13 protein-coding genes and 1 riboswitch are annotated in these 13,797 nt (G+C 73.6%); of the genes, 6 read left to right on the forward strand and 7 right to left on the reverse strand.

Annotated features, from left to right (window positions below):
• Positions 1 to 114: 114 nt before the first annotated feature.
• The 3 genes from OHB04_RS31020 to OHB04_RS31030 all read right to left on the reverse strand — a co-directional run bounded on the left by OHB04_RS31020 (position 115) and on the right by OHB04_RS31030 (position 2,401).
• The gene (locus tag OHB04_RS31020) at positions 115 to 912 is read right to left on the reverse strand and encodes a thiazole synthase (RefSeq protein ID WP_326690936.1); all 798 of its coding nucleotides are present in this window, start codon (positions 910 to 912) and stop codon (positions 115 to 117) included.
• 8 nt (positions 913 to 920) lie between these two features.
• Entirely contained in the window at positions 921 to 1,148 is a 228-nt protein-coding gene (thiS, locus tag OHB04_RS31025; protein WP_326690937.1) for a sulfur carrier protein ThiS, read from the reverse strand.
• Positions 1,145 to 2,401 carry a glycine oxidase ThiO gene (locus tag OHB04_RS31030; RefSeq protein WP_326808754.1) on the reverse strand — a complete coding sequence of 419 codons (1,257 nt, stop codon included), beginning with the start codon at positions 2,399 to 2,401 and terminating at the stop codon, positions 1,145 to 1,147. The genes thiS and OHB04_RS31030 overlap by 4 nt, the downstream gene beginning before the upstream one ends.
• Positions 2,399 to 2,511: riboswitch (TPP riboswitch) on the reverse strand. It overlaps the preceding gene by 3 nt.
• Positions 2,512 to 2,651: 140 nt before the next feature.
• Between OHB04_RS31030 and OHB04_RS31035 the strand changes: the two genes are divergently transcribed.
• From OHB04_RS31035 to OHB04_RS31055, 5 genes are all read left to right on the forward strand, one after another.
• Entirely contained in the window at positions 2,652 to 3,893 is a 1,242-nt protein-coding gene (locus tag OHB04_RS31035; protein WP_442814992.1) for an NAD(P)/FAD-dependent oxidoreductase, read from the forward strand.
• Positions 3,894 to 3,926: 33 nt separating this feature from the next.
• Positions 3,927 to 4,301, forward strand: a complete 375-nt coding sequence (locus OHB04_RS31040; protein ID WP_326690939.1) for an Rv2175c family DNA-binding protein — start codon at positions 3,927 to 3,929, stop codon at positions 4,299 to 4,301.
• Positions 4,302 to 4,441: 140 nt separating this feature from the next.
• The gene (gene thiE, locus OHB04_RS31045; protein WP_326808755.1) at positions 4,442 to 5,143 is read left to right on the forward strand and encodes a thiamine phosphate synthase; all 702 of its coding nucleotides are present in this window, start codon (positions 4,442 to 4,444) and stop codon (positions 5,141 to 5,143) included.
• A 116-nt stretch (positions 5,144 to 5,259) separates the two neighbouring features.
• Positions 5,260 to 6,177, forward strand: a complete 918-nt coding sequence (metF, locus tag OHB04_RS31050; RefSeq protein ID WP_326690941.1) for a methylenetetrahydrofolate reductase [NAD(P)H] — start codon at positions 5,260 to 5,262, stop codon at positions 6,175 to 6,177.
• Between the two features lie 47 nt (positions 6,178 to 6,224).
• Positions 6,225 to 7,259 carry a hypothetical protein gene (locus tag OHB04_RS31055; protein WP_326690942.1) on the forward strand — a complete coding sequence of 345 codons (1,035 nt, stop codon included), beginning with the start codon at positions 6,225 to 6,227 and terminating at the stop codon, positions 7,257 to 7,259.
• Between the two features lie 49 nt (positions 7,260 to 7,308).
• On the opposite strand, the gene OHB04_RS31060 is transcribed toward OHB04_RS31055, so the two are convergent.
• The 4 genes from OHB04_RS31060 to OHB04_RS31075 all read right to left on the reverse strand — a co-directional run bounded on the left by OHB04_RS31060 (position 7,309) and on the right by OHB04_RS31075 (position 12,928).
• Entirely contained in the window at positions 7,309 to 8,766 is a 1,458-nt protein-coding gene (locus tag OHB04_RS31060) for a phytoene desaturase family protein (protein WP_326808756.1), read from the reverse strand.
• 440 nt (positions 8,767 to 9,206) lie between these two features.
• Complete coding sequence (locus OHB04_RS31065; RefSeq protein ID WP_326690944.1) at positions 9,207 to 9,836, reverse strand: TetR/AcrR family transcriptional regulator; 630 nt, start codon at positions 9,834 to 9,836, stop codon at positions 9,207 to 9,209.
• A 55-nt stretch (positions 9,837 to 9,891) separates the two neighbouring features.
• Positions 9,892 to 12,108 carry a YhgE/Pip domain-containing protein gene (locus OHB04_RS31070; RefSeq protein WP_326690945.1) on the reverse strand — a complete coding sequence of 739 codons (2,217 nt, stop codon included), beginning with the start codon at positions 12,106 to 12,108 and terminating at the stop codon, positions 9,892 to 9,894.
• Entirely contained in the window at positions 12,080 to 12,928 is an 849-nt protein-coding gene (locus OHB04_RS31075; RefSeq protein ID WP_326690946.1) for an ATP-binding cassette domain-containing protein, read from the reverse strand. Before OHB04_RS31075 ends, OHB04_RS31070 begins: the two co-directional genes overlap by 29 nt.
• A 202-nt stretch (positions 12,929 to 13,130) precedes the next feature.
• On the opposite strand from OHB04_RS31075, the gene OHB04_RS31080 reads away from it, so the two are divergent.
• Complete coding sequence (locus OHB04_RS31080) at positions 13,131 to 13,724, forward strand: SAV_6107 family HEPN domain-containing protein (RefSeq protein ID WP_326808757.1); 594 nt, start codon at positions 13,131 to 13,133, stop codon at positions 13,722 to 13,724.
• Positions 13,725 to 13,797: the final 73 nt, after the last annotated feature.

Genomic DNA, 13,797 nt, shown 5'->3' on the forward strand with positions numbered 1-13,797 from the left:
CGTTTGGGGCCCGGGCCGCTCGGTGGTGGAGTTACGCCTGGACCGCATCCGAACGGTGACATCCCTTTGTCCTCAAGGGCCGGACGGGCTGTGAAAAGCCCGTCCCCGGGCACCTCAGCCGAACGCCGGCCGCTCCGGATCCAGCGCGGCGACCCCGGCGGCAGGCGACGACGCCTCGGCGAAGTGCCGCCGGGGGATGCGCCCCGCGCGATACGCGAGGCGCCCGGCCTCGACCGCGTGGCGCATGCCCTCAGCCATGAGCACCGGCTCCTGGGCCCGGGTGACCGCCGAGGCCAGCATCACCGCCGCACAGCCCAGCTCCATGGCGAGCGCCACGTCCGAGGCTGTGCCGGCGCCCGCGTCCAGCACCACGGGCACCCGGGCCCGCTCGGTGATCAGCTGGAAGTTGTGCGGGTTCCGGATGCCGAGCCCGGAGCCGATGGGTGAGCCCAGCGGCATGATCGCGGCGCAGCCCACGTCCTCCAGCTTGCGCGCGAGCACCGGGTCGTCGTTGGTGTACGGCAGCACCGTGAAGCCGTCGTCCACCAGCGTCTCGGCGGCGTCCAGCAGCTCGACGGGGTCGGGCAGCAAGGTGCGCTCGTCGGCGATGACCTCCAGCTTCACCCAGTCCGTGCCCAGTGCCTCGCGGGCCAGCCGGGCGGTGAGCACCGCCTCGCCGGCGGTGTAGCAGCCCGCCGTGTTCGGCAGGACGCGGATGCCGTGCTTGTCCAGCAGCGAGAGGACCGAGCCCTGCACACCCGGGTCGAGGCGGCGCATGGCCACGGTGGTCAGCTCGGTGCCCGAGGCGAGCAGCGCCCGCTCCAGGACCTCCAGGCTGGGGGCGCCGCCGGTGCCCATGATCAGCCGTGCGGTGAAGGTGGTGTCGCCCATGGTCAGCGGATCGTCGGCCATCGCTGTGCTCAGCCTCCCTGGACTGCGGTCAGAACTTCCACACGGTCGCCCTCGCCGAGGCGGGTCCCGGCCCACTGCCCCCGGGGGACGACCCCCTCGTTGACGGCCGCCGCGACGCCGGAGGGCGCCGTGGTGAGGGTGGCCACGAGCTGGTCGAGGGTGAGGCCGGCGGGGACGGCGCGGGCCGCACCGTTGACGGAGACGGTCACGTGCGCCGCCGCTGCTGAGGACGTCATGCGGGCTGCTCCTGGGGGTGAGAGAAGCGCTGGGGGGTGAAGGGGCGCGCTTGTCCGGGCAGCTCACCGGAGGTCAGCAGCTCGGCCATGACCTCGCCGGTGACGGGGGTGAGCAGCACGCCGTTGCGGTAGTGACCGGTGGCCAGGTGGAGCCCCGCCAGCGCGGTGGGGCCGAGCAGGGGCGCGTTGTCGGGGGAGGCGGGCCGCAGCCCCGCGCTGGTCTCGGCCAGCGGCAGCTCGGTGATGCCGGGCACCAGTTCGTGCGCGTCCCGCAGCAGCTCGTACACGCCGCCCGCGGTCACGGTGGTGTCCCAGCCCAGCTCCTCGCTGGTGGCGCCGATGACCAGCTCGCCGTTCCCGCGTGGGACCAGATAGAGCGCCCCACCGCGCACCACGGCCCGGACCGTGCGGGAGAGGAGCGGGCCGTGGGCGGCGGATCCGGAGCCCCTGCCGAAGCCGGAGCCCTCGCCGGGGCCGCCCGGGTCGGCGCCGTACTCACCCGGCATCCGGAGCCGCAGCACCTGGCCCTTCACCGGGCGCACCGGCGGCAGCAGCTCGGGCGGCACGCCCGCCAGCTGTCCGCTGCGCGAGCCCAGCGCCACCACGGTCTGCCCGGCCGGCAGCTCGGTGCCGTCCTCCAGCGCGACCCCCGTCGCGCGGTCTCGCGCGGTGAGCAGCCGCAGGGCCCGCGCGCGCCGGAAGGTGACCCCCGCCCGCTCGCAGGCGAGCAGCAGCGCTGCCGCCAGCCGGCGCGGGTCGATCTGGTGGTCGCCGTCCACCCGTGCCCCGCCGCTTACGGAGGGGGCCAGCCAGGGCTCCAGGCGGCGGCACTCGCGCCCGGTCAGCCACTGCGAGTCCAGGCCGCACCGCTGCTGGAGCGCGTGCAGCTCCCGCAGGTGCGCGCGGTCGTCGGCGTCCAGGGCGACCGCGAGGGTGCCGCACGCGCGGTATCCGGTCGGCAGCCCCGCGGCTTCCTCCAGCTCGGCCACGAAGTCCGGATAGCGGGCGGCGGAGGCCAGGTTGAGGGCCAGCAGCGTCTCCTCGCCGTAGTGCAGCTCGGTCACGGCGGCGAGCATTCCGGCCGCCACCCGCGCGGCCCCGCCGCCGGGTTCGGGGTCGACGACGGTGACGCGCAGCCCGCGCCGGGCCGCGCGCCAGGCGGTGACGAGCCCGATGATGCCGCCGCCGAGGACAGCCACGTCGGCCGGAGGGGCGCCCGCGCGGGGCCGGGTGCTGGATGTCGTGGCACGCATGGGGATGCCGCTGCTCCCTTCGCCGGAATGACCCGGATCAGGTTCGGACGGTCGGAGGCCGCGGCAGCCTCCCTCTCAGCCCGGTGCGCCGGGCTCCCGCGTATTGCCGGATGTGCGGGGCCCAGCCTACTGCCGTGCTCCGCCCGCCGGTAAAGGGGAGTTGCAGGTTCCGCGGACCGGGGCCGGAGGCGCCGCGAGCCCCCGGACCCGGCCGAGCGGGCCCGTGGGCGGACCGTCATACAGTGATCGGGTGAGCGAGAGCCAAGAGCAGCAGCGGGCCGTGATCGTCGGCGCCGGGATGGCGGGTGTGCAGACCGCCGTGCAACTGCGCGAGCACGGCTGGCCCGGCCCGGTACGGATCGTGGGCGCCGAGCCGCACCTCCCGTACGACAGGCCGCCGCTGTCCAAGGCCGTCCTGCTCGGCCAGGGCGAGGAGGACGAGATCCCGCTCCTGGAGGTCGACTTCGAAGCGCTGGGCATCGAGCTGGAGCTGGGCAGGACCGTCACCGGGCTGCGTCCCGCCGAGCGGCTGCTGGAGACCGACGCGGGCCCCGTCCACTACGACCGCCTCGTCCTGGCCACCGGCGCCGAGCCCCTCGCGCTCCCCGGCAGCGAGGGCGCCCCCGGCGTGCACCTGCTGCGCACCCTGGACGACGCGCGCCGGCTGCGGCCCGTGCTGGCGGCGGGCGGCGAGATCGTCGTCGTCGGGGCCGGCTGGATCGGAGCTGAGTTCGCCACGGCGGCGCGCGAGCGCGGCTGCCCCGTCACCGTCGTGGAGGCGGCGGACAGACCGCTGCCCGGCGCGCTGCCCGCCGAGGTCTCCGAGCCGATGCGCGCCTGGTACGAGGAGGCGGGCGCGACACTGCGCACCGGCGCCCGTGTGGCCACCGGCGGACGGGGCGAGGTGCGTCTCGCCGACGGGACCCGGCTGCCCGCCGACGCGGTCGTCGTCGGCATCGGCGCCCGGCCCGCCACCGGCTGGCTGGCGGGCTCGGGCATCGCGCTGGACGACAACGGGGCCGTGGTGGCCGACGCCCGGCTGCGCACCTCCGTGCCCGACGTCCACGCCGTGGGCGACTGCGCCTCCTTCCCCTCCGCCCGCTACGGCAAGCGCCTGCTGGTGCACCACTGGGACAACGCGCTCCAGGGGCCGCGCACGGTCGCCGCGAATCTGGTGGCCGAGGGACACGCGGACGGCGCGGCCGAGCGCGTCGACTACGACCCGGTGCCCTACTTCTGGTCGGAGCAGTTCGGCCGCTTCGTGCAGTACGTCGGACACCACGACGAGGACGACGAGCTGATCTGGCGCGGCACCCCCGATGGCGCCGCCTGGTCGGTGTGCTGGCTGCGCGAGGACCGGCCGGCCGCGCTGCTGGCCGTGGGACGGCCCCGCGATCTGGCGCAGGGACGCAAGCTGGTCCAGCAGGGCACACGGGTGGACAAGGCCCTGGTGGCGGACCCTTCCGTCGCTCTGAAGAGGGCGGCGCGCTAGTGGCTGTCAGCGCGGGATGGCACTCTGGAACCCGTGACCGAGATTGACGCAAAGACCGATGCTCTCGTCCCCACCTGGCTCACTCTTCCCGACGCAGCCGAGAAGCTCGGCGTGGAAGTGACCCGCGTCCGGCAGCTCGTGAAGGAGGGCCAGCTCCTCGCGGTGCGGCGCACGGCCGACTCGGGGAACAGGGTGCTTCAGGTGCCTGCCGCCTTCATCGGCGAAGGCAGAATCGTGAAGGGCCTGGCCGGCACCATCACGCTCCTGAAGGACGACGGGTTCAGTGACGAAGAGATGCTGGAGTGGCTGTTCACCGAGGACGAGACCCTGCCGGGCTCGCCCGTGTCGGCCCTGCGGGAGAACCGGGGGACGGAAGTGAAGCGCCGCGCCCAGGCCCTCGCCGTCTGAGCGCGCGGGCCCCGGACCGGACGGCGAGCCCCTCCGCCGGGACCCAGCAGCACACCAGCACGCCAGCACCACGAAACCGCACATCCACCGGGTGCATGGGCCGCGTGCGGCCCATGCACCCCTGCTTGGGGGAACGCACCATGTCCAGCGGCACGCCCGCCACCGCCCGCGAGCGGCTCAGCGGCGCACGGCTGTATCTGTGCACCGGCGCACGTGAGGAGCAAGGCGACCTCCCCGAGTTCCTCGACGCCGTCCTGGCCGGCGGCGTCGACATCGTCCAGCTGCGCGACAAGGGCATGGAGGCGGCCGAGGAGCTGGAGCATCTCGCCGTCTTCGCCGAGGCGTGCCGCAGGCACGGTGCGCTCCTGGCGGTCAACGACCGCGCCGATGTGGCGCATGCCGCCGACTCCGACGTCCTGCACCTGGGCCAGGGCGACCTCCCCGTGCCCGCGGCCCGCGCCCTGCTGGGCGAGGACGTGCTCATCGGCCGCTCCACCCACGCGGCGGCCGAGGCGGACGCGGCGCTGCGCGAGCCCGGCGTCGACTACTTCTGCACCGGCCCCTGCTGGCCGACGCCCACCAAGCCGGGCCGCCCCGCACCGGGGCTGGATCTGGTCCGTCACACCGCGTCACGTACCCATGGCGATCCGGCCGCCCGTCCGTGGTTCGCGATCGGCGGGATCGACGCGGGCAATCTGGACCAGGTGCTGGATGCGGGCGCCCGCAGGGTGGTCGTGGTCCGCGCCCTCACCGAGGCGGACGACCCGGGCGCGGCGGCGGCCGGGCTGGCGAAGCGGCTGCGCGAGGCTGCCCTTGCGGACCCGGAAGGGGCCTCCTCGTAACACGGTGTGGCCGCCCTGTCCACAGGGTGGACATCAGCCATCCAGGAAACGGGCAGATCATCCCTTAACGTCTCCATGTTGAGCCACTCTGCAGGCCAGGCCGCTAGCCTGCACATATGGCCATCGGTATCTCAGCTCCCAGGACAGACCGTCCGCCGACCGTGCGTGAGCTGCTCGCGAGCGGAGAGCAGTCCTTCTCCTTCGAGTTTTTCGCACCGAAGACCGAAAAGGGCGAGCGGACCTTGTGGGACGCGCTGCGCCGGATCGAAGCGGTCTCACCGACGTTCGTGTCGGTGACCTACGGCGCGGGCGGCTCCTCCCGTGAGGGCACCGTACGCAACACCGAGCGCATCGCCACCGAGACCACGCTGACCCCCGTGGCGCACCTCACCGCCGTGAACCACTCGCGGGCCGAGCTGCGCAACGTCATCGGGCAGTACGCCGACGCGGGCATCCGCAACGTGCTCGCCATCCGGGGCGACCCGCCCGGCGACCCGCTGGGGGACTGGGTCAAGCACCCGGAGGGGATCAGCTACGCCTCCGAACTCGTCGAGCTGATCAAGGAGTCGGGAGACTTCTGCGTCGGTGTCGCGGCCTTCCCCGAGATGCACCCGCGCTCGGACGACTGGGAAACGGACATCCGGCACTTCGTGAACAAGTGCAGGTCCGGCGCGGATTACGCGATCACTCAGATGTTCTTCCAGGCCGAGGACTATCTGCGGCTGCGGGACAAGGCCGTGGCCGCCGGTTGCCAAACGCCCATCATCCCGGAGATCATGCCCGTCACGAACGTGCGGCAGATCGAGCGGTTCGCGCAGCTCAGCAACGCGACCATCCCGCGGGAGATGGCAGAGCGCCTCCAGGCGGTCCAGGACGATCCCGCGGCTGTACGCTCGGTCGGGATTGAATACGCCACGGAGTTGTGTGCGAGGCTGATGGCCGAGGGCGTCCCCGGGCTCCACTTCATTACGCTCAACCACTCCACGGCGACGCTGGAAATCCACCAGAATCTCGGCCTCCGCGCGAGGCACTGAGCCGACTGCCGCCCCGAATGCGGCGAGCAGCGGGAAGAGGGGCGTAGATGGGCTGGACGGTCCTCTATATCGCGTTCGGCATTGTGGCGCTGTGGCTGCTGGGCGAGGTGCTGTTCCAGTTCAAGGCCCGGCTCCGCTACCGGCTGCTGGCCTTCGTGGGCTTCCTCGGCGTCGTGGTGGGGGCCGTCCTGCCCTCGGTGGTCGTGATCGGCATCGGCATCGCGGCCTTCGCCACGGGCCAGACCTTTGTGACCCTCTCCTACCGGCAAGGCTTCTCCACCGGCTGGGCCATCGGCGGACGGCCGGGCTCCAGCCGGCGGCGCCGCACCGGCGGGGGGAGGGCGGCCGACCCCTCCCTGGAGGTCTCCGACCTCCAGACCTACGCCCCCGGCACCGTCCCGGTCCCCGACCCGGTCGACGATTACGGCAACGCCGGATACCACGCGGAGAACAACCAGCCCGCCCCTGAGTACCAGGGCTACGGCGCCGCCGAGGAGACCCAGGCGTACGCCTACGGCGACCTCCAGACCCCGCACCAGGATCCGTCCTTCCAGGAGCCGTCCCCCTACCAGGACGCGTCCCTCCAGGCCCCGGCCCACTACCAGGCCGAGCCCCAGCAGTACGCCGCGTACGCGGACCCCTACCTCGGCTACGACCACCAGGGCGAGCCGGCGCCCGTCCCCGCCGCCGCACAGCAGCAACAGCCGTCCTACGACTACGGATACGGCGACTACGGCAGCGGCGATCACCTCAACGGGGGCTATGGCAACGGGGACTTCAACGGCGGGAACTTCAACAACGGCTACGGCGGCGGCGATTACCCCGCCGGCTCCGACGACGGCTACGGCGGCTACGGCTATCCGACGCAGGGGCAGCCGCCCCAGCAGCAGCCGTCGTACTACACCGACTACGCAGACGTCCCCGAGACCCCGCCCGGCGGTGTGTGGGTCCCCCAGCAGCGCGACGCGGGCGCGACGCCGCCCCCGCCCCCCGAGCAGCCGCCCGTGCCCTACGGCTACTCGGACGAGACGTACCAGCAGTACCCGCAGGGCTACTACAACGACCGCCACGGGACGTACTGAGCCGCTGAGCCGCCGCGGGGGGATCTGCTCCCGTAAAACCCCCGCAACCTCAGCTTGAGCCGCGCCAGTCGGGGTCCTGGAAGAGCCCGGCGGCCATCGCGCCGGTCATCCCCGCGGCGGGCAGCCCGCCGCCGGGATGGGACCAGCCGCCCACCGCGTAAAGGCCCTCCAGCGCCGTCCGGTTGGCGGGGCGCAGGAACGCGCCGCCCGCGCCCGGTAGCGACGGCGGGGGCACCAGTCCGCCGGGCGCACCGGTCTCCGCCTCGTTGTCGGCGGGCGTGCGCACCTCGTGCCACAGCAGGCGCCCGCTCAGCCCCAGCCCGGCCTCGTCGGCCGAGGCCAGCAGCTCTTCCGCGAGCCGCCGGGCCTCCTCCTCGGAGCGCACCGAGCCCACCGGCACCGGGAAGGACAGCACGGCCGATTCGTACGCGCCCTCCGGCCGCAGCGTGGGGTCGTCGGGCCGCAGTACGGTCAGCGGCCGGGCTGCGCCGTGCGCGCTGTGCACGACCGTGCGGTGCGGGGTGCCCTCGGGGCGCGCGCCGCGCAGCGCCAGCAGCACGGTGAGCCGGGCCATCCCCGGAGTGCTCCCCTCCGCCGCGCCCTGGCGCGCCACGGGCCCGCCGCCCGCGACCACCGCGTCCGCCTCGACGCTCTCCCCGTCGTCCAGCTCCAGGCCGACGGCCCGCCCGTCCTTCTCGCGCACCCGGGCCACGCCGCTGCCGAAGCGGAAGGTGACCCGGCGCCGGCGGCACCGCTCGTGGAGCGCGTCGGCCAGCGCGCGCATGCCGCCGCGTACGTACCAGGTGCCGAAGGTGTCCTCGATGTAGGCCAGCACGGCGGCCTCCGCCGGGGTCCGGGCCGGATCCAGTCCGTGTGCCCAGGCGTAGGAGCCCAGCACGGCCGCCAGCCGCGGGTCGCGCAGCTCGTCGGCCGCCACCTCGGCGAGCGTCGGCGGACGCCGCCGCAGCAGGCCCTTCCTGCGGAGCGCCGGATAGGCGCCGTCGCGCGAGAGCGCCGCCCGCGAGGCGGGCTCCTCGCGCAAAGGCTCCTCCAGCAGCGGCCGGCGTACGGCCTCCCACGCCTCCCGCCCCCTGGTCAGCACCCCGGCCCACCGCTCGCCCGCACCTGCGCCGAGCGCCTCGTCCAGCGCGTCGACGACCTTGCCGCGCGAGGCGTTCGGCAGCGTGACGGAGCCGCTGGGGAAGTCGGGGCCGGGGAAGCCGCCCTCGGGGAAGATGTGGTGCGCGGTGACCGGGACCTCCGTCAACTCCACGCTGTCCTCCAGCCGTTCGCGGCCGGTCTTGACGAACAGGTCTCGGTGGACGGCGGGCAGGTGCAGCAGCCCCGGCCCCGTGTCGAAGGCGAAGCCCTCCCGCTCATAGCGCCGTAGGGCGCCTCCATAGGTGTCCGTGCGCTCGTGGACGACGACCTCGTGCCCGGCCACAGCCAGTCGCGCAGCCGCCGCCATCGCGCCCATTCCCGCGCCGATCACCGCGATACGTGCCATGAGGAGCGACTCTAGCGAGCGGCGGTCACCCTCCGGATCACCGGCCGGGGCAGTGCACGGAGCACCGGCCGGAGCACCGGCCGGGTCAGCGCCCGGTGTGCGGCGCGGACGGCGTGCTCCGTACGGGGGCCTACTGCTAGGTACAGCTACTCAGGCCCCCGGTTGAGTAGCCGCACGGATGGGCCCCGACCTGCGCGGACGGCAGAGTTGTCGGCACGGAAGGGGCGCGGCACCGATACCGCCGGCACGGGGCTGCGGAGCGGTGCTGACGACCCTTCCGGAACAGGGGGATCCGGGGGAACGAGCCGGGAGCCCGGGTGCGTGCCCGGGGTCCACGGCACGACCGGGGGACAAGGGGGGCAGGACGGCCGGTTCCGGTAGACCAGGCCGCTTCGCGGCCACGCGCGGCGGACCCCACGCCGCCGCGCGGTGGCCGTGGGTCACCGGGACCGGCCCCGGCCCCCCACCCGCCCCTGCAACAGCAGGGACAGTGCGCCGTGCACGTCCTCCAGCGAGCGCTCGGGCTGGAACGCCTTCCAGTCCAGCGCCGCCACCAGCACCATCCCCACCAGCGCCGCCGCCGTGAGCTGGATGTCGATGTCCTCGCTCAGCTCGCCCTCGGCCACACCCGCGCGCAGCACGTCCTCCACCACGGCGACGGCCTGCTTGCGCACCACCATCAAGGTGTCGTTCCAGGCGCGGTTGGTACGCCACAGCTCCGCGACGTACAGCTGGGTGAAGGCGGGGTAGCGGTCGATGAACAGCAGCCCGGCGCGGATCATCGCGTCCAGCGCGTCCACCCTGGTGCCGTCGTTCCCGGCGGTCCGGACGGCGGCCTCCCGCAGGTCGGCGGTGAGCAGTTCGACGCCGTGCCGCAGCAGCTCCTCGAACAGCTCGGTCTTGCTGGCGAAGTTGTAGTAGACCGTGCCCTTCGCGACCCCCGCGCGCTCGGCGATCTCCTCCACCGTCGTGGAGGAGAAGCCCTGCTCGGCGATGAGGGTGACGGCCGCCTGGAAGAGCTTGTCCCGGGTGGCACTGCGGCTGCGTGAAGGAGTACGGGCACTCGTCATGCGGTCATTCTCCACTCGGATCATGGGTCTCCCGACAACGAGTTGTCCGTACGCCTCACAACGAGATCTCCGGGCGCAGCCGGTCCAGCGTCCACACCTGCTTACGGCGCGCGGTGACCGCGGTCAGCGCCAGGGCGCCCACCGTGAAGGCGGACAGCACCGCGCACGCCCGCCACACCGGCCACAGCTCCCCGCCGGTGATCAGGTGCCGCAGCCCTTCCACGACGTAGCTCATCGGCAAGAACGGGTGCAGCGCGTTGAAGAACCCGGGGCTGGTCTGGATCGGGTAGGTGCCGCCGGCCGAGGTCAGCTGGAGCATCAGCATCGCCAGTACGAGGATCCGCCCGGCGGGCCCGAAGCGGGCGTTGAGGAACTGCACGATGCTGGTGAAGCACGCCGTGACCAGCAGCAGGAAGCCCACCGTGCCCGCACCGCGCGCCATCTCCAGGCCCAGCCCCCAGTGCAGCACGCTCATCAGCGCGGCCACCTGGGCGACCCCGATCGCGGCCACCGGCAGCCAGCCCGCCAGCGCGATCCGCCAGGACGGCGCACCGGCCGCCAGCGCCCGCTTGTTGAGCGGCTGGAGCAGCATGTACGCGATCATCGCGCCGACCCAGAGTGAGAGCGGGATGAAGTACGGGGCGAATCCGGTGCCGTAGTTGGGCGCGGTGTGGGCCTTGCCGGAGTTGAGTCCCACCGGGTCGGCCATGACGCCGGTGCGGTCGGAGCGCTCCTTCTTGCCGTAGTCGGGGATCTGCCCGGCCCCGTCGTGCAGCCCCCCGGCCAGCTTGCCCGAGCCGTCGGCGAGTTTGACCATGCCGCCCTTCAGCGAGCCGGCGCCGTCGGTGAGTTTGCCCAGGCCGGTGTCGAGTTCGGCGGCCCCGCTCTTGGCGGTGCCGAGCCCGGAGTGGAGGGTGCCCGCGCCCTTGGAGACCTGGTGGGCGCCCTTGTTGAGGGTGTTGATCTGGTGCACCGCCTTGTCCATGTCCTGCTGGAGGTGCGGGGCACGCCGGGCGAGGAGGGTCGCCTTCTTGTCGAGGTCGTCGAGATGGCCGCCCAGCTCGGCGAGGTTCTTGCGGTTCTTGACGAAGCCGTTCACGTCATCGGCCACGCCGGCGGACCGCTCGGCCGCGTCGACCGCCTTCTTCAGGTCGGCGCAGGAGCTGTCGGGGCCGGGTTTGGCGGGCGGCCGGGGCTTGGCCGAGGACGCCTGGCCGGGAGCGGCGCCGGTCCCGGCGCCCGGAGCGGACGAGCCGGGCGAGGGCGCGCCGGGTGAGGCGGCCGGGGCCGTCGGGGCGCCCTTGGACGGTGCGCCCTTGCCGCAGCGTGCCTCGTACAGCGTCGAGAGGGTGTCGGCCGCCTCCCGCGAGTCGGTCTGCGCCCGCCGGGCCGCTCCGGGCAGCTTGTCCAGGTTCTCCTTGAGCGTCTTGCTCGTTCGGGCGACACCACGTGCGGCCTTGCCGATCTCGCCGCTGTGCTCCTTGAGGAAGGGCCGGACGTCATTGGCGGCGCCGTTGACCTTGTCGGCCAGCTTCTGGGTGCCCTTGGCGACCTTGCCCGAGCCCTTCTTGAGGGAGCCCGCGCCCTTGTGCAGCCGGGCCGTGCCGCTCTTGAGGCTGCCGCTGCCGTCCTCCGCGTCGCCGAGGCCGCTCTTCAGCTTGCCGGCACCCTTCTCGGCCTTGCCGATGCCGTCGCCCAGGTCGTCGGCGCCCTTCGCGGCCTTGGCCGTCTTGCCGTGCAGCGTCGAGAAGGACATGTAGATCTTGTCGTAGAAGCCGCGCGAGACCTTGCTGGAGGCGGCGGCGCGCACCTCGGAGAAGACGCTGCGGGATATCTGCCCGACGATGTAGTTGTTGGCGTCGTTGGCCCGCACCTTCAGCGCGCCGGTCTCGGGAGAGTCGCCGGAGCTGGAGGAGACCCGCTTGCTGAAGTCGGAGGGCACGGTCAGCGACAGGTAGTAGCGCCCGTCCTCGACCCCCTTGCGCGCGTCGGCCGCGCTCGTCTCGTGCCAGTCGAAGGAGTCGCTGTCGTGCAGCCCCTTCACGATGGAGTCGCCGGCCGCCACCTTCTCGCCCTTGACGGTGGCGCCCTGGTCGCTGTTCACCAGGGCGACCGGAACCTTGTCCAGGCGGTCGTAGGGGTCCCAGAAGGACCACAGGTACAGCGCCCCGTACAGCAGCGGCAGCAGCAGCATCGCGGCCATCGCGGCGCGCGGCAGCCGCCCCCTCCCGAACCGCTTCAGCTCAAGCGCGGCTAGCTTCGGCGAGCGCATCGGCCGCCCCTCCCTTTCCGTTCATGTCGTCCCGGCCACTCGCGCCCTCCGGGCCGTCCTCGCCGGGCCCGGCCCCTTCGCCCCCGCTCTCGTCCGCGCCCTGACCGCCCGGCGCCTCGGCCTCCGTGCGGACCACCACCGCGCCCAGATCGTCGGGCGGCGGCTCGCTGCACACCGCCAGCACCGTCGTCCCGGCGTCCGCGACCGAGCGCAACCGCGCCCAGGCCGCGGCGCGTTCCTCCTCCGACAGCTTCAGATCCAGGTCGTCGACGGCCAGCAGCCGCGGCTCGCCCAGCAGCGCGAGCGCCAGCGAGAGCCGCAGCCCGGCGGGGCGCTCCAGCTCCCGCACCGGCGTGCGCCCGCCCCTGGGCAGGGCGTCCAGATCGAGGCCTGCCGCCTCCAGCGCGGCCTCCAGGCGGGCGCGGCTCGCGGCGGCGCGCTCGGCGCGCGGGCGCAGCAAGGAGCGCACCGGGTTGCCGAACCGGCGCTGGAGCAGGACGCGTTCGCGCAGCTGCTCGGTGACGGTCAGCGCGGGGTCGAGGTCGTTGACGCCGGGGACGGGGCCCAGGGCGCTGACGCGGCGCACGGCCGACAGGCGCTTGGGCAGCGGGTGCCCGGCGACCTTCGCATGGCCCTCGTCCGCCTTCATCCGGCCGGTGAGCGAGAGCAGCAGACAGGTGCGCCCGGAGCCGGAGGGCCCCGCCAGCGCGATGAGCGAGCCGGGCCCGGCGGCGAAGGTGACGCCGCCGAAGATCCGGCCGCGCGGCCCCTGAAGTCCGAAGTTCTCCGCCGAGACGGCGGCTCCCCGACCCTGTGTCACGGGCCTCTCCTTCTTTGAACTGACCGGTCAGTTCAAAGTATGCAGCACGCCGTGCCGCCTGGGTCAAGCAGCCCCTGGCGTGGAGCTGTCAGGTGCGGTGTTTGCGCAGGTCAGCACGGATTGTCAGTGGCATGCGTCACGATGTGCACATACGGCCGATTCTTCTGAACCGGCAACCGCCGACGGGAGGTTGATTCACGTGATGCGACCTTCTCGGGGTGCGCACCCGGCGCCCCCGCAGCCGACAGCGCAGCCCGCGAGCCGTACCGACCAGGTGCCCGACATCCACCCGGTGCTCCGCAGAGCCACCGCACCGCCCGCCGCGCTAGACCTGCTCGCCCAGGCCCAGCACGGCCTGGACGAGGCGCAGGCCATGGAGACCGCCAACGAGCGCTATGCCACGGCCCACCTCGCGGCCCTGCGCACCGCCGCCGCCGTCCTCGCCGTACGCGGCAGACCCGAGCTGGAGCCCGCCCGCAGGCGCGGCGCCCCGCCCCGCCGCACCCGACGCGCCGGCATCCGCAGCGCCTGGGAGGTGCTGCCCGAGGTCGCACCCGAACTGGCCGAGTGGAGCGCGCTGTTCGCCTCCGGAGCCCAGCGCAGAGCCCGCGCCGAAGCGGGCATCAAGGGCGCCGCGAGCTGGCACGAGGCCGACGGGCTGGTCCGGGACGCCGGGATGTTCCTGCGCCTGGTCGAGCGCATGCTCGTCTCCCAGCCCGCGCTCCCGCAGCCGCGCGTCGCCCCCGGCGACGAGCAGCTCACCCGGCACCCGCCTCCCGACCGCCGCGCGGGATGAGCACACCCCGCAGGTCGGGGACGGTGCGCAGGGGCCGTCCAGGGGCGTGCGCCGGGGCGCCCACCGGGCGGCC

This window comes from Streptomyces sp. NBC_01775, from assembly GCF_035917675.1.
Lineage (GTDB): Bacteria > Actinomycetota > Actinomycetes > Streptomycetales > Streptomycetaceae > Streptomyces.